Annotated in this window: 15 protein-coding genes and 1 tRNA gene; 5 read left to right on the top strand and 11 right to left on the bottom strand. The window is 66.4% G+C overall.

The genetic code is table 11. From position 1 onward, the window contains the following. Positions 1-3: 3 nt before the first annotated feature. The 11 genes from N0K08_RS03180 to N0K08_RS03130 form a co-directional block, all read right to left on the bottom strand. Complete coding sequence (locus N0K08_RS03180; RefSeq protein ID WP_261498558.1) at positions 4-831, bottom strand: TlpA disulfide reductase family protein; 828 nt, start codon at positions 829-831, stop codon at positions 4-6. A gap of 17 nt (positions 832-848) precedes the next feature. Beyond that, a complete protein-coding gene (locus N0K08_RS03175; protein WP_261498557.1) occupies positions 849-1157 on the bottom strand; it encodes a hypothetical protein in 309 nt (102 codons plus the stop codon). A gap of 140 nt (positions 1158-1297) precedes the next feature. After that, positions 1298-2290 carry a c-type cytochrome gene (locus N0K08_RS03170; RefSeq protein WP_261498556.1) on the bottom strand — a complete coding sequence of 331 codons (993 nt, stop codon included), beginning with the start codon at positions 2288-2290 and terminating at the stop codon, positions 1298-1300. A gap of 16 nt (positions 2291-2306) precedes the next feature. Further along, on the bottom strand, positions 2307-2936 hold the full coding sequence (locus N0K08_RS03165) for a c-type cytochrome (RefSeq protein WP_261498658.1): 630 nt from the start codon (positions 2934-2936) through the stop codon (positions 2307-2309). A 156-nt stretch (positions 2937-3092) separates the two neighbouring features. After that, a complete protein-coding gene (locus N0K08_RS03160) occupies positions 3093-4556 on the bottom strand; it encodes an ATP-binding protein (RefSeq protein ID WP_261498555.1) in 1464 nt (487 codons plus the stop codon). Beyond that, positions 4553-5230 (bottom strand): response regulator, encoded by a 678-nt coding sequence (locus N0K08_RS03155; protein WP_261498554.1) that lies wholly within the window; start codon positions 5228-5230, stop codon positions 4553-4555. The genes N0K08_RS03160 and N0K08_RS03155 overlap by 4 nt, the downstream gene beginning before the upstream one ends. Before the next feature lie 77 nt (positions 5231-5307). Beyond that, a complete protein-coding gene (locus N0K08_RS03150; protein ID WP_261498553.1) occupies positions 5308-8454 on the bottom strand; it encodes a tetrathionate reductase subunit A in 3147 nt (1048 codons plus the stop codon). Between the two features lie 18 nt (positions 8455-8472). After that, on the bottom strand, positions 8473-9498 hold the full coding sequence (gene nrfD / locus N0K08_RS03145) for an NrfD/PsrC family molybdoenzyme membrane anchor subunit (RefSeq protein WP_261498552.1): 1026 nt from the start codon (positions 9496-9498) through the stop codon (positions 8473-8475). A gap of 15 nt (positions 9499-9513) precedes the next feature. Next, complete coding sequence (dsrO, locus tag N0K08_RS03140; RefSeq protein WP_261498551.1) at positions 9514-10299, bottom strand: sulfate reduction electron transfer complex DsrMKJOP subunit DsrO; 786 nt, start codon at positions 10297-10299, stop codon at positions 9514-9516. A gap of 144 nt (positions 10300-10443) precedes the next feature. Next, on the bottom strand, positions 10444-10908 hold the full coding sequence (locus tag N0K08_RS03135; RefSeq protein ID WP_261498550.1) for a VanZ family protein: 465 nt from the start codon (positions 10906-10908) through the stop codon (positions 10444-10446). A 114-nt stretch (positions 10909-11022) separates the two neighbouring features. Continuing rightward, positions 11023-13650, bottom strand: coding sequence for an arginine/lysine/ornithine decarboxylase (locus N0K08_RS03130; protein WP_261498549.1), 2628 nt, complete (start codon positions 13648-13650; stop codon positions 11023-11025). 143 nt (positions 13651-13793) lie between these two features. On the opposite strand from N0K08_RS03130, the gene N0K08_RS03125 reads away from it, so the two are divergent. From N0K08_RS03125 to N0K08_RS03105, 5 genes are all read left to right on the top strand, one after another. After that, positions 13794-14219 (top strand): NfeD family protein, encoded by a 426-nt coding sequence (locus N0K08_RS03125; RefSeq protein WP_261498548.1) that lies wholly within the window; start codon positions 13794-13796, stop codon positions 14217-14219. An 80-nt stretch (positions 14220-14299) separates the two neighbouring features. After that, on the top strand, positions 14300-15217 hold the full coding sequence (locus N0K08_RS03120; protein WP_261498547.1) for an SPFH domain-containing protein: 918 nt from the start codon (positions 14300-14302) through the stop codon (positions 15215-15217). A gap of 62 nt (positions 15218-15279) precedes the next feature. After that, positions 15280-15369, top strand: a tRNA-Ser gene (locus tag N0K08_RS03115). A 218-nt stretch (positions 15370-15587) separates the two neighbouring features. Then, positions 15588-16892 (top strand): hypothetical protein, encoded by a 1305-nt coding sequence (locus N0K08_RS03110; protein ID WP_261498546.1) that lies wholly within the window; start codon positions 15588-15590, stop codon positions 16890-16892. Positions 16893-17228: 336 nt separating this feature from the next. After that, positions 17229-18563: a tetratricopeptide repeat protein gene (locus tag N0K08_RS03105; RefSeq protein WP_261498545.1), complete on the top strand. Its 1335-nt coding sequence runs from the start codon at positions 17229-17231 to the stop codon at positions 18561-18563. Positions 18564-18621 lie beyond the last annotated feature (58 nt).

Genomic DNA, 18621 nt, shown 5'->3' with positions numbered 1-18621 from the left:
GGGTTACGGCGTGCCGCCGGTGATGCGCTGCAGATGCTGGCCCAGCGAGCCGGCCGAGACTTCGCCGGTACGCAGATCGGCCAGCTGGCCTTGGGCGTTGTAGAACAAGGTGGTGGGCAGGGTGCTGTGTCCCAGCATCTGGGCCAGGCGGCCCTGGATGTCCAGCAGCACGGCTTGGGGCGGCAGGCCGTGCTGGGCGGAAAAGCGCTGCACGACGTCAGGCGCTTCACCCTGGTTCACCCACAGGAAGCGGATCTGGGGATTGTCGCGTTGCGCCTGCAGCAGCACGGGCATTTCGCGGCGGCAGGGCGGACACCAGCTGGCCCAGAGATTGATGACCACGGGCGTGCCGGTCAGATCGGGCAGATGGACGGTGCTGGCGTCCAGCGCCACGGCGCTGAAGACCGGCAACTCAGGGGGTGGGCCGGCCACGGCCCGTGACAAGGCATTGGCGCCCAGCCACAGGGCGCAAAACAGGCCCAGGCCCCAGAGCAGCGGCCGGCCGGCCACATGGGCGCGCCAGGCCAGCACCAGGCCGTAGACCAAGGCCACGAGCAGGCCGGTCCAGGGGTACCAGCCGCCGTCGCGGATATCCAGGATGCCAAGCACGCTGGCCGCGCTGCCGGTGTAGCCGTCCCAGTGGGCCCAGACAAAGCCGGCCCGCGCGCCGACCCAGCCCGCCAGGGGCAGCAGCCAGCCATGCAGGCCCAGCGTGTGGCCTCGGCGCCGCACCAGCCGTTCGGCCGTGAAACTGCCGGCTTGCCAGGCGACGAACAGCACCAGCCAGGACACGGGCAGTGCCAAGGGGCCTAATTGGAGAACCTGGTCCATGGCGGGGGCGTGCGGCGTCAGGCGCGGATGTAAATCCAGCCCGCGGCCTGGAGCGCGGCGATTTCCAGCACGGCCGGGCCGGCCAGCACCTGCAGCGGGGCATGCGGCACGCGCTGCAGGTGTTGCAGCGTGTTGGGGCACAGGGCGGTATGTGCATCGGCCTGCGCGTGGGGGATGTCCAGCGCGGCGGCCACGGCCTGCGCGTTGGCAATGATGCGAATGCGCACAGCGGGGTTGGCTTGCTGGGCGTTCATGAGGCTGTTGCGTGCGCGGGCCAGGGCTTCAAGGGTAGGCGCGTGCAGCAGGATGGGAGGCAAAGCGGTCATGGCAGGCAGGTTCCAGTGAGGGATGAATAAGGGCGCAAGTTGCAGACATTGTGCGGGGGATGGCGGCGCCGCGCAGTGGCGCACGACAAACCCCGACATCGCTGGTGCGCGCGGGAGCGGGTCGTGGCCACGGTCGGTGCTTACAGGCCTACGCCCAGCAGCTTGCCGTTGACTTCCAGGCCGTAGGTGGAATACGGCGAGTCGTGGAATTGCTGGCGGGTCTGTTTCACATCGCCCTTGAAGCGTGGGTCCTGCGGGCGCTCGAAGCTGTTGATGAACGTGGCCACGTCCCAGGCTTCCTGGTCGCTCAGCGCATTGTGCAGACCGTAAGGCATGTTGGACTTGATGAAGCTCGCCGCCTTGTCGATCTCGTGCATGCCCGCGCCCCAGTTGTAGGAGTCCTTGCCCCACAGCGCGGGGAAGACCGTGAGCTTGCCGCTTTTCTGTCCCTGGCCCTGGTCGCCGTGGCACAGCGCGCAGTTGGCGGTATAGACTTTTTGGCCGGCGTCGAAGGTCGGCGCTTGTTCGGGCTTGGGGACTTTGGCGAAGCCTGCGCCGGGCTGCTTTTCGCCAATCGGGGCTTTGGAAGCCATCCAGTAGGCATAGGCTTCAACGGCCACCAGGATGTCGTGGCCGTCTTGGGGCGCCGTGCCGTTCATGCTGTACATGAAGCAGCCGCGCACGCGTTCGGCAAAAGTGTCGACGTGGTCGGTCTTCTTGCGGTAGGCCGGGTACATGGGGTAGGCGCCCCACATCGGCGCGGCGTTCTTGAGTCGGCCCGCGTCGATATGGCAATTCGCGCAGCTGAGCGAGTTGCCGGAAAAGCCCACGGCGTTCTCGGGCGTGCGCGCGAAGATGGCTTCGCCGCGCTGAATCCATTCGCCCATCTTGGAATCGGGAATGTCGCGCTCGCCGGGAGGGCTGAAAACGGCAGGCACCAGGCCGGCCGCGGGCGTGGCGGTTGAGCTCTGGGCCGCGACCGCGGGGGCGTCGGGCGTGCTGGGGCGGCTGTAGAGGATGCCGCCTATGGCCAGTGCCAGGGGCAGGGCGGCCAGGCCCAGAATCAGGGCGGAACTGGCTGCGCCGCTCCAGGAAGACTGCGCGGGTGGGGTGTCGTGGTTGTCCGTGGTCATATGCAAATCACCTCAATCAGTTGGAGCCGGAGTGCAACTGCTGGTAGTAAGCGGCTACGTCCTTGATGTCTTGGGGTGTCAGTTTCTGGGCGATCGAGCCCATGAGTCCCAGGGGGCCGGCATCGCGGCTTTGGTTCTTCCAGGCATCGACCTGGGCTTGCATGTAGCTGGCCGACAGGTGGCCGATGGCCGGGAAGTCCAGTCCCACGCCGGCGCCGCCCGGGCCATGGCATTTGGCGCAGGCCGGAATGCCGTCGGCCCAGCGGCCGCGCTCGACCAGCCAGGCGCCGTCGCTGCTCTTGGCCGTGGGCAAGGCGCCTTGCTTGGGCTTCACGGGCAGGGCCAGGCTGGCGTAGTAGGCGGCCACATCGGCTTTTTCCTGGGCCGTCAAGGCCTTGGCCATGGGCGCCATGACCGGGGCCTTGCGCTGGTTGTTGGCCATGGTGTCGAGCTGGCGCTGCAGGTAGCCCGCGGGCTGTCCGGCCAGGGGGGGGAAGTTGGCGCTGCCTTCGCCTTGGCTGCCGTGGCAGCTGACGCAGGCGGTTGCGCCTTGCGAGCCGCCTTGGGCAGCGATTTTTGCGCCGGCGTCGGGGTTGGCCGCAAAGGCCGGTGCATGCAGCGCGGACAGAACGGCAAGGCAGGCCATGCCTTGGAGGGTGGCCTTGAATACAGGCATAGATTCGCGAGGGTTGGTGCCCGGGCGTGGCGTGCCGGCAGTAGCGGCGGCCGGCGGGCGGGCGTTGCACAAAATGGCTTGCCTTTGAAATCGGGCAGCCCAACCCTTGAGCCTAAGACGGGCAGATTAAGCCTGCGTTAACGTTCCCGTGCCGCCGGTCAGCAGCCGCAACGGCAGGCGCAGCTCGGCCACTAGGCCCGCGCCTTCAGGCCCGGGCTGCAAGCGCAGACAACCGCCGGCGCTTTGTGCAATGCGCTGGACGATGGTCAGGCCCAGGCCGCTGCCGTGCACGGCCGATGACTTGCGCCAGAAACGCTGCGTGGCCAGCTGGCATTCCTCGGCCGTCATGCCCGCGCCCTGGTCCTGGATGCGCACCAGCAGCTGCAGCGGCGGCGGGTCGCCAGGCGTGGCTGCGGGCAGGGGGGCGCTGGTCAGCGCCAGCCGGGCGGTTACGCGGGCATCGCCGCAGTGGTGGCGTAAAGCGTTGTCCGTGAGGTTGGTGATGGCGCAGGTCAGCAGCGCCGGGGCGATGGGCAGCTCCAGCTGTTCCCAGCGCCAGGGGGCGGGGCTGTCCACGGACATTTCCAGTCTGGCCCCGGCTTGTTGCTGCGACTGGCTGCAGGCTTGTTCGAAGGCCAGGGTGATGGCGGCGCCCCGCGTGGTGGGGCCTTCTTGCGATTGGCCGGTCTCCACCCGGGCCAGCAGCAGCAATTGCTCCAGCGTTTCATGCATGTGGGCAATGCCCTGGCCGGCCTGCTGCAAGGCCGTGCTGGCTTGCGGCAAGGCGCCGCTGGCCTCGGCTCTGTCCATGACCAGTTGCGCCACCTGCACATGGGTCTTGATGGCCGTCAGCGGCGTGCGCAGTTCGTGGGCAGCGTCCGCGGTCCAGCGGCGTTCGCGTTCGATGGCCGCATTCATGCGGGCCAGCAGGTCGTTGAGGCTCAGCACCAGCGGGGCCAGCTCCACCACGTCCTGCCCGGCCTGCACCGGGTGGGGGTCGCGCGGCGGGCGCCGGGCCAGCTCCTGCTGCAGGCGCTGCAGGGGCTTGAGCGCCAGCGAGCAGCACCACCAGGTGAGCAGCAGAATGCCGATCAAGGCGGCGAGGAAAGGCAGGACCAGGCTGTAGGCCAGGGATTGCACCAGGTGTTCGCGCACGTCCATGCGGTCGGCCGTGGCGATGCGTATGCCGTTTTCTTCCAGCACATAGGTGCGCCAGGCCTTGCCGCCTTTGGTGATGCGGCTGAAGCCGGTCGCCCCCAGGCTGTCGAAGCCCGGACTGTTGCTGGTCTGGGCGATGGGGCGGATGTCGACTTCGCTGCGCACCAGGCTGACTTCGCAGGCCACGCCGTCGCGGGCGATGACGGACAGAATGTCCATGGCCGGAGCTTGTGCCGGGGACGTGAGCTGGGTGGGTTGCAACTGCTGGACCACGCCGGCGACCATCTTGGTCGACGCGATGAGCCGGTCGTCGAGCATGCTGTGCAGCTCGTGGCGCATATTGGTGAACATCCAGGCCGCGACGCTGCTCCACAGCGCGCACATGGTCAGGCACACGCCCAGCACCAGGCGCAATCGCAGGCTTTTCTTCATGGCTGCCTTGTCTGCGCCTGTGCTCCCAGGCGAAAACCCAGGCCGCGCACGGTTTCTATCACTTCCTGGCCCAGTTTCCTGCGCAGGTGGTGCACGTGCACATTGACGGTGTTGCTGCCCACGTCCTGATCGAAGCCGTAGAGGCTGTCGTGCAGCTGGGCCGCCGACAGCACGCGGCCGTTGGCCTGCACCAGGGCCGACAGCAGCGCCCATTCGCGCCGGGCCAGTTCCACCGGCTGCCCCAGGCGAGAAACCTGGGCGCAGGCCATGTTGATCTGGAAACTGCCGAAGTCCAGCAGGTCGGTGGCGCGTCCGCTGGCCCGGCGCAGCAGGGCGTGCAGGCGCAGCACCAGCTCGGTCAGGTCGAAAGGCTTGGTCAGGTAGTCGTCCGTGCCGGTCTGAAAGCCCGCCACCTTGTCTTCGATGCGGTCGCGCGCGCTCAGGATCAGCACCGGCAGGTGCAGCGCCGCGGCGCGCCACTGGCCCAGCAGCCGCAGGCCGTCGCCGTCGGGCAGGCCCAGGTCCAGAATGCAGGCGTCAAAGTGGCTGCCCGCCATGTGGCGGCCGGCCTCGGCCAGGCTGGCGGCAATGTCGCAGGTGAAACCGTGCAGCTCCAGGCCGGTCTTGATGCCGCTGGCCACCAGCGCGCTGTCTTCCACAATCAATATATGCATGGCTGCCCAGAAAGAAAATCCGCCGCCATGGTGCACTGATTTGCGTGGATAGGAGCGCGCTGCGGTATGGCGCAGGCTCAGAGGCGCACCACCTTGACCGGCAAGCCCTGGCGCACCACGGCACCCGAGACCCAGTCTATCCACACATTGTCGGCCGCCGGCCGCGTGGGATCGGTGAAGCCCAGGCTGTTGAGGTTCACGCCATTGCCGTGCGCCGGATTGGCCGGCGTGGGCTGGCCGTCGACACGGTGGGACACGGCCCCCAGCTGCTTGTGGCCGTAGCCGTACTCGATGGCCACCGCGCCGCGCGCAATGCCGGCGCGCACCAGGGCCATGCCCTGCAGGCGCCCGCCCGGCGTCTGCAGCTCCACATGGTCGCCATTGGCAATGCCCAAGGCGGCCGCGTCCTCCTGGTTCAGCGAGATGGGGTTGTGCGGATGCACCTGGCGCAGGCGCGAGGCGCCAATCGACATCGAGCTCATCAGGTTGGATTTGTAGGAGCACAGGGAGAGCGGCCAGTCCTTCTGGGGGAAGTGGGCGCGCATGGCCGTGCCGTCCGCCAGGCGGGTCGGGTACCAGGTGGGGCAGCCGCTGTAGCGTTCGCCGGTCATGGAGTGGCGCATCTTGGCCAGACTTTCGCTCCAGATCTGCAGCGCCGGCTGGTGGGCTGCCTTGATGCGTCCGTCCTTCCAGGCGTTTTCCAGCCGGTCGAAGCGTCCGCCGCGGGTCATCACCATGGCCACGCGCCGCACTTCCTCGGGTGCCAGGCGCGGCGTGATGACCGGCATCAGCGCGTCCAGGCCGGTGATGGCGATGTCGTCGTCCGAGGCTTCGCCCACGGGCTGGCCGCTCTGCCAGGCGATGTTGGCAATGCCGCGCAGGTAGAAATCTTCGGCGCACTCCAGGTCTACGGGCTGGCCGTCCTTGGTGCTCATGCCGCCGGGGCCGAAGCCGGGCAGGGCCAACTGCTTGGCAATGGCGAACAGCAGGCTTTCCAGGTTGACGGGCCGGCCTTCGGCCGTGGTGGCCACGGCGGGCGCCACGACCGGCCAGCGCACGGTGCTGGATTTGGCCACCACGTCGGCCCAGGGCGCGCCCACGCCCCAGCTTTCGTAGGTGACTGTGTCGGGCACGATGTAATCGGCCAGCGCCGAAGTCTCGTTGATGAAGGGGTCCACCGAGACGAACAACGGCAGCTTCTTCGGGTCCTTGAGTTGCGGCACCAGCGCGTTCTCGAATCCGCAGATCGCGTACACGGGGTTGCTCATGTGGTTGATCCAGGCCTTGACGCCGTAGGGGTAGCCCAGCAGGCCGCCGGCCAGCATTTCGCTGCTCAGGCCGCCGGGCGCGGGGTACCACGGGGCCTTGGCCGGGTAAGGGTTTTCGCCCGCCGCTTTCTTGCGCTGGAACTCGCTGGTGCGCTCATAGGGAAAGCGGGTGCGCGACAGCGCCACGCCCTTGGGCGTGACCTTGCCCGGGAACTGGGCGAAGTTGTAGCGCGGACCGGGGCCGAACGGTCCGAACGGCCCGGCGTCCAGCACCCAGCCGCCTTTGACGTTGAGATTGCCGATCAGGTTGTTGAGCATGGCAATCGCGTAGGCGGTGTAAAAGCCCGCGCCGTTCATGGTGCCGCCGTGGGCGTTGGCCACGGCCAGCTTGCCGTGGCTGGTGAACTCGTGAGCCAGGGCTTCGATCTCCGCCTGCGGCACGCCGCACTCGGCGGCATATTCCGCCAGCGTCATGCGCCGCGCTTCTTCGCGCAGTGCGAACAGGGCGCTGCGCACCGGCAGGTCGGCTGGCGTCACCGTGCGCTCTACCCACAGCTCGGCCGGCTGCGCCGTGGTGTGGGGTGCCAGGCTGCCGTCGGCCAGTTGCACCACGTAGACGTCTTCGGCCGGCTCGCTGCCTTCGGCCGATGCCGGCAGCTCCCAGCCCAGGTCGGCGCCGCGCAGGAACTGGCCGTGGCGCGGGTGGCCGCTGTGGTGGATCAGCAAATGCGTGGCATTGCTCCAGGCGGCTTCGCCGGCCAGCTGCATGGCGGCCGGGCCGGGCTGGCTCAGGAACTGCTGGTCATAGCGTTCGTTGTCCAGAATCCAGCGGATCAGGCCCATGGCCAGAGCCAGGTCGGAGCCGGGCTTGACGGACAGCCAGCGGTTGTTGTCGCCAGATGCATGACTGGACGAGGTGGGCAGCAGGGGGGACACCACCACGTAGCGGTAGGTGTTCTCGGCGCGCGTGCGGGCCTCGGCCAGCTCGCGGCCCTGGCGCTGGAAAGGGTTGCCGGACTGCGCCGGGGCCGTGCCTATGAACAGGCCGAAGCGCGAGTTCGCCCAGTCGGGTTTGCCATGCGGCATGCCCGACAGATTGCCCAGCGCGGCGGCCGTGCCCACGCGGTAGCTCTGGCCGCAATAGGCGCCATGGTTGCTGAGGTTCACGGTGCCGAACGACTGCTGGGCAAAGCGGCGGATCAGCGGCGTGCGGCCTTCGTTGCTGGCGTCGGTGAACAGCAACTGGTTGGACTTGGGGCCGTATTCGGGGTTGTCGGCGTCTATCAAGGTCTCGACATCGCGGATGGCGCGCAGGCCGTCGACATGGCCTTCGCCAAACAGGTCGCCGCCTTCGCAGATTTCCGTGATCAGTTGCTCGAAGGAAATCGTCTGCCACTGGCCGCAGCCGCGCGGGCCCACGCGCTTGAGCGGAGCGAGTACGCGGTGCGGGCTTTTCTGGTGCTCGAGCATGGCCGAGCCGCGCGCGCAGGCGCTGGCGCGGCCTTCCAGACCGTTGTCGCCGCCGAGCTGGGCGTAGACCTCGCGCACCGGTGTTTCCATGGGCGCGGGCCGTGTGGTGGCCAGCGGGTGATAGGGGTTGCCGGCCACGCGCAGGATTTGGTTGTGGGCCGTGTCCACGCGCACGCGCACGCCGCACTGGGTCCAGCAGCCCAGGCAGCTCGATGGGCTCACGGTCTGGCCGGGTTGGGTCTGCAGCAGGCCGGTGGTCGGGTCGATGCGGAATTCGGGCTGCAGCGAATTGCCGCGCGTGGCGCTGGCCGTGGGCACGCCGGACGTGCCGGTGACCAGGCCCTTGCCGGCCTTGACCAGGGTTTCGCCATAGCCGGCCGCAAAGGCGGCCAGACCGCCCGCCGCCAGGCCGGAGCGCAGCAGCGTGCGGCGCTGGGTGTCGGGTGGGGTTTCGGGCGTGGAGGAGGGGGAATGCTTGTCGTTCATGGGGAATCCTGTGAGATGTCAGTTCGCGGTGCGGGCGGGAAAGCGCTCCAGCGCCCACAGCCCCAGGGTGGCCAGCGCCAGGCACAGGCCGAAGACGCCCAGCATGCCCATCAGGCCGTCGCCGCCCAGCGGCATGCGGTAGACATAGAGGCCCGCGCCGTACTTGGGCACGCCTTGCACGCCCATGAACAAGGCCCAGCGAAAGCCCCAGGCCGCGGCGGCCACGGTCAGGCCCAGCGCCAGGGTGCGGGCGGGGGAATGGGCCCAGCGCCGGGGCTGGCTCCACAGCAGCAGCACGGCGGTGCCCAGCAGCACCGACAGCCACAGGCTGGCGCGCCAGACCGGGAATTGGGCGTAGAGGCGGGTGGCGGCCTGGAACGAAGGCGTGTCCAGCGCCAGACCCGTGCCGGCCCAGATGCAGGCCACGGCCAGCAGCGCCGCGCTCAGGCCCAGGCCCAATCGGGCCAGCCAGGCGCGCACCTGGGCGTCGCGCCCCGCGGGCAGCCAGCAGCTGGCGATCAGCAGCGCACCCACGGCGGCCAGCCAGGCTGTCAGCGCCAGGTTCACCGGCACCCAGGGGTTGTTCCACAGCGGCCTGGCCTTGATCACGCTGATTTCCGCGCCGGTATAGACCACGATGCTCAGGGTGGACAGCAGAAGGGCCGCGCTCAAGGCGCGCATCCAGCCGGGCCGGCCCAGCCACCAGGCGGCGCACAGGCCCAGCGACAGGCCGACGAAGGCCGGCAGCAGCAGCGCGCCCACGGACATCCATGACCAGGGCGTGAAGTGGGCGTAGAAGTGCCAGAAGCGCGCGGGCTGGTGCAGGTCGGCCAGCAGCGAGACGGGCGCGGCCATGGCCGTGATGGCCAGCACCAGCATGGACAGCGGCAAGGCCTTGGCGGCCGGGTGGCCGGCCGGGGCCCAGGCGCCCCAGGCGGCCAGCAGGGCGGCGCCGGTAGCAATGCCCACCAGGAAGAAGTACTGCACGGCCCAGGGCAGCCAGGCCGCTTCGTAGGCGGGAGTCAACAATTCGATGATTTGCATGGGGATCCTTGGGGCTCAGCCATGGTCGGCCAGCAGGCGCACGCTGGACTGGCCGTCGACGCCGTCGACAAAGGCATCGGGCAGGCCGATGTAGAAGACATGGGGCTCGGTCTTGAGGCCGGGCTTGAGCACCTTGATCTGGTCCTTGCTGGCCGCCATGCGCTGGTTGATTTCGCTGTCGGCCTGATTCAGGTCACCGATCACGCGCGCGCCGCCCACGCAGCTTTCCACGCAGGCCGGCAGCAGGCCGGCTTCGAGCCGGTGCTCGCAGAAAGTGCACTTGTCGGCGGTCTGCGTTTCGTGGTTGATGAAGCGCGCGTCATAGGGGCAGGCCTGCACGCAGTAACCGCAGCCCACGCAGCGCTCGTTGTCGACCAGCACGATGCCGTCGGTGCGCTGGAAGGTGGCCTGCACGGGGCATACCGGCACGCAGGGCGGGTTGTCGCAGTGGTTGCACAAGCGCGGCAGGCTGACCATGGCCGGCGCGGCCATGCCGAGTGCGCTCACTTCGTACTGCAGCACGGTGGTGCGGAACTGGCCGATGGGCGGCAGGTTCTCCATGGAGCAGCTGACGGTGCAGGCCTGGCAGCCTATGCACTTGCGCACGTCGACCAGCATGCCGTAGCGCTTGCCCTCGGCGCCGGGGCGGCGCGCAGGCTGGCCGCCGGGAGCTTGTGCTGGCGCTGCCTGTGCACCGCCAGCCAGCCCGAAGCTGGTGGCCAGCGCGACCAGCTCCTGCAAGAAAGTTCGTTTGCTTTGGGGCTCGGCGGCCAGCGCCGATGCACCATTTCTGTCTGCCATATGGAGAGTCCCTGGATTGCTTTCCAGGGATTCTCATTTCAATAGGGTTTACGCTAGTTGATCTTTGTCAACATCGTAACCTATTGATTTTGTTGTGATTTTTCGAAAAACCTTTGATTGTTCAATCAAGGAATTAAGGGAGTATTAAGGCAGCGATGCCGTGTGCTGGCGCGTGCTCCACAGGCCCAGCATCACGCCGATCACCGCACCCACGGTGTTGGCCAGGACGTCGAGCGCTTCGGCGCTGCGGGTGAGCGTGAATTGCCATTGGCCCCATTCGATGGCCAGCCCCCAGGCCGCGCACAGGCCCACGATGCAGGCCGCGGTGGCCGAGCTGGGCCGCTCGGCGCGGCCCGCACGCACGCCGCGCCACAGCAGCCAGGCCAGCAGGGCGTGCATGCCCGCATGGGCCAGCTTGTCCTGATGGGGCAGGGGAAGGCGCAGCCAGCCGGTCGCTGGTCCGCCCGCTTCCTGCAGACAGCCCCAGGCCATGACCGCGGCCCAGCACAGCGCGGCCAGGCGCCAGCAGAGGGCTGTGCGGCGCGCAGCGCGGTCAGAGGGGGGTGAGGGCTGGATGGGCGTCGCCGCAGCGCTGCTAGGGTGTGGCAAAAGTCGTTTTCCAAAAAGCCAAGCGGCATTGAAGCCGCTTGGTGGTGTGGGAGGTTCAGCGGGTGCGCATCACGCACTCCGCTGAACGCTGGCTCGGCGCTTTCCGCGCCGTGCTTACAGCGTGCGGCCGAAGGGGCCGTCGGAGCCGACTTGCACCAGCTTCTTCTTGCCCTTGCCCGGCGTTGCCGCGGCCGGGGCCGTGCGGTCTTCGCTCAGGTTGGCGGCCTGGGCTTTTGCCGGGGCCTTGGCTGCAGGCTTCGCCGTGGCCTTCGTCGCAGGCTTTGCCGCGGGCGCTTTGGCCGGGGTCTTGGCGGCAGCCTTGGCTGGCGCTTTTGCAGCCGGCTTGGCCGCTGTCTTCACCGCTGCCTTGGCCGGGGCCTTGGCTGCAGCCTTCACAGCCGCTTTCGCTGGCGTCTTGGCCGCGGCCTTCACCGGAGTCTTGCGCGCAGCGGCGACCTTGGGCGCTTCGGCCACGCAGTCGGCGTAATAGCGCACCACGCCGGCTTCGTCCTCTTCCTCGACCAGGCCGTGGATGTCGGTTTCAAAGCCGGGGCAGACCTTGGCGAAATCGCGCGCGAACAGCAGATAGTCGACGATCTTCTTGTTGAAGACTTCGCCGGGAATCAGCAGCGGAATGCCGGGCGGGTAGGGCGTGACCAGGCCGACCGTGGTGCGGCCTTCGAGGCGGTCGATTTCCACGCGCTCGGTCTGGCGCTTGGCGATATGGGCGTAGGCGTCCGACGGCTTCATCGACGGCGTGAGGTCCGAGAGGTACATCTCGGTCGTCAGGCGTGCGATGTCGTACTTGGCGTACATCTGGTGCACGTGCTGGCACAGATCGCGCAGACCCATGCGCTCGTACTGCCGGTGCTGCTGGCAGAACTCGGGCAGGATGCGGTACATGGGCTGGTTCTTCTCGTAGTCGTCCTTGAACTGCTGCAAGGCCGTGAGCATGGTGTTCCAGCGGCCCTTGGTGATGCCGATGGTGAACATGATGAAGAACGAGTACAGGCCGGTCTTCTCGACCACCACGCCGTGCGCCGACAGGTACTTGGTGACGATGGACGCGGGAATGCCGGTCTTGTCGAAAGCGCCGTTGAGGTTCAGGCCGGGCGTGACGATGGTCGACTTGATAGGGTCGAGCATGTTGAAGCCGTCGGCCAGATCGCCAAAGCCATGCCACTTGGACGAAGGCTTCTTGCCCTTGGCCTTGGCGCGGAAAATCCAGTCTTCTGCGAAGCCCAGGCCTTCTTCGATGATGTCGTCCGGACCCCAGACCGTGAACCACCAGTCGTCCTTGCCGAACTCGTCCTCGACCTTGCGCATGGCGCGGCGGAAGTCCAGCGCTTCGGCCAGGCTTTCTTCCACCAGCGCGGTGCCGGCGGGCGGCTCCATCATCGCGGCGGCCACATCGCAGCTGGCGATGATGCTGTACTGCGGGCTGGTCGAGGTGTGCATCAGGTACGCCTCGTTGAACAGGTGGCGGTCGAGCTTCTGCGTCTGCGAGTCCTGCACCAGCACATGCGATGCCTGGCTGATACCGGCCAGCAGCTTGTGGATGGACTGCGTGGCGTAGACCACCGAGTGCTTGGGACGCGCACGCTTCTTGCCCATGGCGTGGTAGCTGCCGTAGAAGGGGTGGAAGGCCGCATGCGGCAACCAGGCTTCATCGAAGTGCAGGTTTTCCACGTAGCCGTCGACCATGCTCTTGATGGTCTCGGTGTTGTAGAGCACGCCGTCGTAGGTCGACTGCGTCAGCGTCAGCACGCGCGGCTTGACGGACTTGGCATCCACGCCCTGCAGCAGGGGGTTGGCGGCGATCTTGGCCTGGATGGTCTCGGGCTGGAATTCGCTTTGTGGAATCGGGCCGATGATGCCGAAGTGGTTGCGCGTGGGCTTGAGGAAGACCGGAATCGCGCCCGTCATGATGATGGCGTGCAGCACCGACTTGTGGCAGTTGCGGTCGACCACCACCACGTCGCCCGAGGCCACGGTGTGGTGCCAGACGATCTTGTTGGAAGTGGACGTGCCGTTGGTCACGAAGAAGCAGTGGTCGGCATTGAAAATGCGGGCCGCATTGCGTTCGCTCTCGCCGATGGCGCCGTTGTGGTCCAGCAGCTGGCCCAGTTCCTCGACGGCATTGCAGACGTCGGCGCGCAGCATGTTTTCACCGTAGAACTGGTGGTACATCTGGCCCACGGGGCTCTTCAGGAAGGCCACGCCGCCCGAGTGACCGGGGCAGTGCCAGCTGTAGGAGCCGTCTTCGGCGTAGTCCAGCAGCGCCTTGAAGAATGGCGGCTGAACGCCTTCCAGGTAATTCTTGGCTTCGCGGATGATGTGCTTGGCCACGAATTCGGGAGTGTCCTCGAACATGTGGATGAAGCCATGCAGCTCGCGCAGGATGTCATTGGGCAGGTGGCGGCTGGTCTTGGTCTCGCCGTGCACGTAGATCGGCACATCGGCGTTCTTGCGGCGCACTTCTTCAATGAACTTGCGCAGGCTCAGCACGATGGGATCCAGGCCCGAGCCCAGCGTGAACTCTTCATCGTCAATCGACAAGATGAACGCACTGGCCCGGCTTTGCTGCTGGGCGAACTGCGTCAGGTCACCGTAGCTGGTGACGCCAAGCACTTCAAACCCCTCGGTTTCGATGGCCTGCGCCAGGGCACGAATGCCCAGTCCCGAGGTATTCTCGGAGCGATAGTCCTCATCTATGATGATGATAGGAAAGCGAAATTTCATGCGCAGCCTCCGTTTACCGGGCTTAAAAAAACGAAACAGGCGCGAAGTGTAAGGAATATCCTTATTGCGCCTGTGAAAGCGGGACCTTATCACTACGTAACTGTGGTGAACTACAGACATTGGAACAGACAGGAGCAAGACGTATGGCGAGTTTCACGGTGTGGTGGCTGATTGCGGGGGTATTGGTGGTCGCCGAACTGCTCACGGGCACCTTTTATTTGCTGATGCTCACGATTGGCGCCATCGCGGGCGCGCTGGCAGCCCACCTGGGGGCCTCCGAGACCGTGCAAATCCTGTCGGCCGCCCTGTGCGGCGCGGCAGCCGTCGTGGGTTGCTATCTGGTGCGCAAGCGCCAGGCAATGCAGCAGCCCGCGGAAAGCAACCGCAGCATGAACCTGGACATAGGCGAATCGGTGCAGGTGGAAAGCTGGGCCGCGGACGGTACGGCCCAGGTGCGCTACCGCGGCGCCCAGTGGACCGTGGTGCTGCGGCCAGGCAATGCGGCCACGCCCGGTGCCTACCGTGTGGCCGAAGTCATCGGCAGTCGTCTGCTCGTCGACAAGCTGTGAGCGCCGCGCCGGCTCAGCGCGGCGCGGCATAATTTTTTTCAACCTCTTTGCAACAAGTCCCCTCGTGGGTCGGAGACACCATGGAAATTGCCATCATTCTTCTGGTCATTGCCGCGATATTCGTCGCGCGCTCGGTCAAGGTCGTGCCCCAGCAGAACGCCTGGGTCAAGGAGCGCCTGGGCAAGTACGCCGGCACGCTGACGCCAGGCCTGAACTTTCTGGTGCCTTTCATCGATCGCGTGGCCTACAAGCACAGCCTCAAGGAAATCCCGCTGGATGTGCCCAGCCAGGTCTGCATCACGCGCGACAACACGCAGCTGCAGGTCGACGGCATCCTGTACTTCCAGGTCACCGACCCGATGCGCGCCAGCTACGGCTCGTCCAACTACATCATGGCGGTGACGCAGCTGGCCCAGACGTCGCTGCGCAGCGTGATCGGCAAGCTTGAACTCGACAAGACTTTCGAAGAACGCGGCATGATCAATGCCCAGGTCGTTTCGGCCATCGACGAGGCGGCGCTCAACTGGGGCGTCAAGGTGTTGCGCTATGAAATCAAGGATTTGACGCCGCCCACGGAAATCCTGCGCTCCATGCAGGCCCAGATCACGGCCGAGCGCGAAAAGCGCGCGCTGATCGCCGCTTCCGAAGGCCGTCGCCAGGAGCAGATCAACATCGCCACCGGCGAACGCGAAGCCTTCATCGCACGCTCCGAAGGCGAGAAGCAGGCGGCGATCAACAACGCCCAGGGCGAAGCCGCGGCCATCATCACCGTGGCGGAGGCTACGGCCAAGGCACTGGAGCGCGTTGCCCTGGCCATTTCCCAGCCCGGCGGCGACCAGGCCGTACAGCTGAAAGTCGCCCAGAGCGCCGTCGAGGCCTATAGCAAGGTGGCCGCCGATGCGACCACCACGCTGATCGTGCCCAGCAACATGACCGAAGTCTCCGCTCTCATCACTTCGGCGATGAAGATGGTGCAAACCGGCAGCCACCGCAACTAATTTCAAGAAAATTGCGCAGTTCGCTTTTGGGGCAGGAAACTCTTGCTACAATTGCGGTCTTCGGAGAGGTGGATGAGTGGCTTAAGTCGCACGCCTGGAAAGCGTGTGTGGGTTTATCCCCACCGCGGGTTCGAATCCCGCCCTCTCCGCCAAAACACAAACCCCCGTCTAGCAATAGGCGGGGGTTTTCTGTTTTCTGGCTGCCGCGCTGCACCCAGGCCGGAAGAGGTGCCACTGCGGTTTTCCACTAGCCGCCGATGACAAGCTGGTTCCACGCAGGGCACCGCATGTGAATAATGGAATCCGTGGGTGAGACCGCTGCGGCGGGCTGCTCCCATTCATCTCCGACTCTCTTATTCCTCGACACGCCATGGCCACTCGCTTCGCCCTGATTCGATTTGCAGCCAGTTGCTTCCTGTGCCTGGCCGCCTCGTCGGCACCGGCGGCGACCACCGCGGAGTTGCTGCGCCTGACGGAGCAACTGGATCAATTGGACAAGATGGATTTCGACCAGGCGATCGACAAGGCCGGCGCATGCGTGCAGGCGCGTGACTTTGATTGCAGCGAAGCGCAATTGAAGATCGCGCGCAAGCTGGTGGTCGGCAGCGCGGCCAAGGAAACGCTGGGCCGCGCGGAAGCCCGCCAAAGGGAGGAGCGGGAAGCCGTGGAAGCGGAACGCCTGGCGCTTGCCCGGCGCCAGCGCGAGCTGGACGAACAAGAGCGTCGCCTGCAGGCCGCCGAGCGGCAGGCGGCGCGCGCGGCGGATGAAGGGTCCGGCATGAGCAGCGCGCAGGGGGCGGCGCTTTTTGGGAGCCTGCTGGCCCAGGCTTACAAGGGCCAGGCGGTGGCTCGCATGGCCGAGGCGGCGCAGGGTGAGCGCATTCGGCGACAGTTGGAGGCCAGCCGGGGTGACGTCGCCCGCAACCAGCAACGCTTTGCCGAAGAGCGGGCGCGGCTTGAGGCGCAGCGCGCACGACTGCAGCCAGCGTCGGTGCCGCAGCCCGTGCGCCAGCAGCCACCACCGCAGCGGGAGCCGGAGGCCGCCGCGGCGCAGCGCGCACCACAGGCGCCACGGCAGGAAGTCGATGTCCGCGCGGGTGCAAGCACCAGCGCACCAGGCCAGGAGCGTGCCGCGCAGAGCCAGGCCGCCGCCACTACCACTGCGCTGACGCCGGCAGGCAATGCGTCCGGCAGCAGGCCGTCGGCCGGCGCCACCGCCAGCGGGGCCGCAGCCCAGGACAGCCGCGTCAAGCTCCACGGCACGATGTATGTTGTCCACTATGCTGCGCTCAAGCACAGCCACGTCCGCAGCAAACAGGAAAAGATCAACCTGGTCGGGAAAATCACTCCCGTGCAATGGACTTATGACGTCCCCCGCGTTTCGCAGGATCAGCCGCCCAGCGGCCGGTGGGAGCACGTTCCCTTTCAGGTGAGCGATATGTTGCTCAAGATGATGCGGCCCCGATTCGGCGACTATTTGCGAAGTCAGTACACCATCTGTGCCGACGGCGTCCCCGCGCCCGACGGCTGCTACGGTACTGACCGCGAGAGCGCGTTTGGCGACAATGCGGCGCAAGTGCAGGAAAAGCTCAATGCCGGCTTGCGGGGCCTTTCCGCACCCATCACTCATGTCAACGGCCCCGACTACCCACCCAGCATCGCTTACCGCGAATGAGGGCTGCAATCGACTCTTGTGGGTGGCTCAGCGCTAGCCAAGCACCTGCCCCCTTCCATTGAAAGCCTGTCCATGCGAACTCGACTCCCGTACCTTGTGACTCGCGCCTGTGCAAGCCTCTTGCACCGCCGGTCAGCTCAGCGGACCATTGGAGTTCTGGGCCTTTGGCGTGAGCGTTACCGGGGTCGACGAGCGCATCAGAATCTCCCGCGAACTGTCCCACACCACGACCGTGATGGGCAAGCAGTCCGGTCCCTTGATGTGCTTTCGGCAGGGGGATGTGGTCAAAATCAACCCCTGTGACGTGAACTGATCCCACCCCACACTCCACCGAACATGAAAAAAGCATTCTCGACCACGCTTGCCACGCAGCTATTCTTGGCCGTGTTCTGGCCCCTCGGGGCCGCACAGGCCCAGCAGCCCGCCAAAAAACCGCCCGAACCCACGCTGGCCATGCTGCGTATCGTCTGCGACGGCCCCGCCCGCAATGCCGAAGTCACGATCAATGGCGTGTTCAAGGGGGAATGTTCGGTCGACGTTCCCGTGACCGAAGGTTCCCTGAAGCTGCGGGTGGTCAAAAAAATCGACGCGCAGCGCGAGCAGGTCTTTGAGCAGGAGATCCGCATGGCTGCGGGAACGGTCAAGCGGCTGGATGTGGAGCTGGGCCCGGTGCAAGCCAATGCCAAGGCCCGCCGTGAGGAGGAAGAGCGGGCCCGGCAGCAGCAGGAGCTGGAGGCACAGCGCGCGGCACAAGCGCAGCGGATCGCGCTGGAGCGTGAGCGCAAGGCGGCCGAATACCAGGCGGCCAAGGCGCAGGCGCCGGCCTTGCTGCAGTCCAAGGCGCAGGCAGGCGACCTCCCCAGCATGCTGGTGCTCGCCGAAAATTATTACAAGGTCAAGGAAGCCGCCAGCCTGCAGCAGGCGGGCATCTGGTTTCGCAAGGCCGCCGACGCGGGAAGCCCGCAGGGCATGGGCGGCGTGGGTGGCGTTCTCTACAGCTCCCAGAATCCGGACCGGGACGAAGCACAGGCCGTGCAGTGGTTGCGCAAGGGCGCCGATGCGGGCGATGGCCGCAGCTTGACCTTGATGGGCTTTTTCCATGCCACCGGCCAGGCGGGTGTGACGAAGGATTTCAAGCAGGCGCAGGAGCTGCTTTCCAAGGCGGGGGCACAGGACTACGTCCCGGCCATGAGCTTTCTGGCGCACTACTATGTGACTGGCGACATCGGGCTGGCAAGGGATGACGCCGTAGGTCTGAACTGGTATCGCAAGGCGGCCGAACGCGGTGACGGCGGCGCCATGGTGAACATCGGCTTTGCCTATGAGAAAGGCATGCACGGTCTGCCGCAAAACGATGGGATCGCGCTGCAGTGGTACCGCAAGGCCGCAGCGCTGGACGAGACGCGAGCGATGAGCAACATTGGTGTATTTACCGAGTCAGGGCGCGGCGGCATCCCAAAGGACCTCGCAGCTGCCTCCGAGTGGTACCGAAAAGCCGCCGAGCTTGGCGATGATCTGGCTCAGTTCAATCTCGCCAACAATTACCGGACGGGGCAGGGTGTTCCCAAGGATGAGGCACAGGCCCTCATGTGGTACCGCAAGGCCGCTGCCAACGGCAATGTAAAGGCCCAGGGCTATGTCAATGCCCGCGATGCCATGGGCGCCAAGTAAGGTTTGCGCCAGAACCCCCTAGCGGCTGGATGGGGGCGCTAGTGGAGCGATGGAGCGG

It is taken from the genome of Acidovorax bellezanensis (assembly GCF_025421555.1).
Lineage (GTDB): Bacteria > Pseudomonadota > Gammaproteobacteria > Burkholderiales > Burkholderiaceae_C > Comamonas > Comamonas bellezanensis.
This window is presented reverse-complemented; position numbering and strand designations above follow the sequence as displayed.

Bases quoted from the DNA above. Each gene is read 5' to 3' on its own strand.
- N0K08_RS03180 (WP_261498558.1), bottom strand. From the start codon at position 831: ATGGACCAGGTTCTCCAATTAGGCCCCTTGGCACTGCCCGTGTCCTGG.
- N0K08_RS03175 (WP_261498557.1), bottom strand. From the start codon at position 1,157: ATGACCGCTTTGCCTCCCATCCTGCTGCACGCGCCTACCCTTGAAGCC.
- N0K08_RS03170 (WP_261498556.1), bottom strand. From the start codon at position 2,290: ATGACCACGGACAACCACGACACCCCACCCGCGCAGTCTTCCTGGAGC.
- N0K08_RS03165 (WP_261498658.1), bottom strand. From the start codon at position 2,936: ATGGCCTGCCTTGCCGTTCTGTCCGCGCTGCATGCACCGGCCTTTGCG.
- N0K08_RS03160 (WP_261498555.1), bottom strand. From the start codon at position 4,556: ATGAAGAAAAGCCTGCGATTGCGCCTGGTGCTGGGCGTGTGCCTGACC.
- N0K08_RS03155 (WP_261498554.1), bottom strand. From the start codon at position 5,230: ATGCATATATTGATTGTGGAAGACAGCGCGCTGGTGGCCAGCGGCATC.
- N0K08_RS03150 (WP_261498553.1), bottom strand. From the start codon at position 8,454: ATGAACGACAAGCATTCCCCCTCCTCCACGCCCGAAACCCCACCCGAC.
- nrfD (WP_261498552.1), bottom strand. From the start codon at position 9,498: ATGCAAATCATCGAATTGTTGACTCCCGCCTACGAAGCGGCCTGGCTG.
- dsrO (WP_261498551.1), bottom strand. From the start codon at position 10,299: ATGGCAGACAGAAATGGTGCATCGGCGCTGGCCGCCGAGCCCCAAAGC.
- N0K08_RS03130 (WP_261498549.1), bottom strand. From the start codon at position 13,650: ATGAAATTTCGCTTTCCTATCATCATCATAGATGAGGACTATCGCTCC.
- N0K08_RS03125 (WP_261498548.1), top strand. From the start codon at position 13,794: ATGGCGAGTTTCACGGTGTGGTGGCTGATTGCGGGGGTATTGGTGGTC.
- N0K08_RS03120 (WP_261498547.1), top strand. From the start codon at position 14,300: ATGGAAATTGCCATCATTCTTCTGGTCATTGCCGCGATATTCGTCGCG.
- N0K08_RS03110 (WP_261498546.1), top strand. From the start codon at position 15,588: ATGGCCACTCGCTTCGCCCTGATTCGATTTGCAGCCAGTTGCTTCCTG.
- N0K08_RS03105 (WP_261498545.1), top strand. From the start codon at position 17,229: ATGAAAAAAGCATTCTCGACCACGCTTGCCACGCAGCTATTCTTGGCC.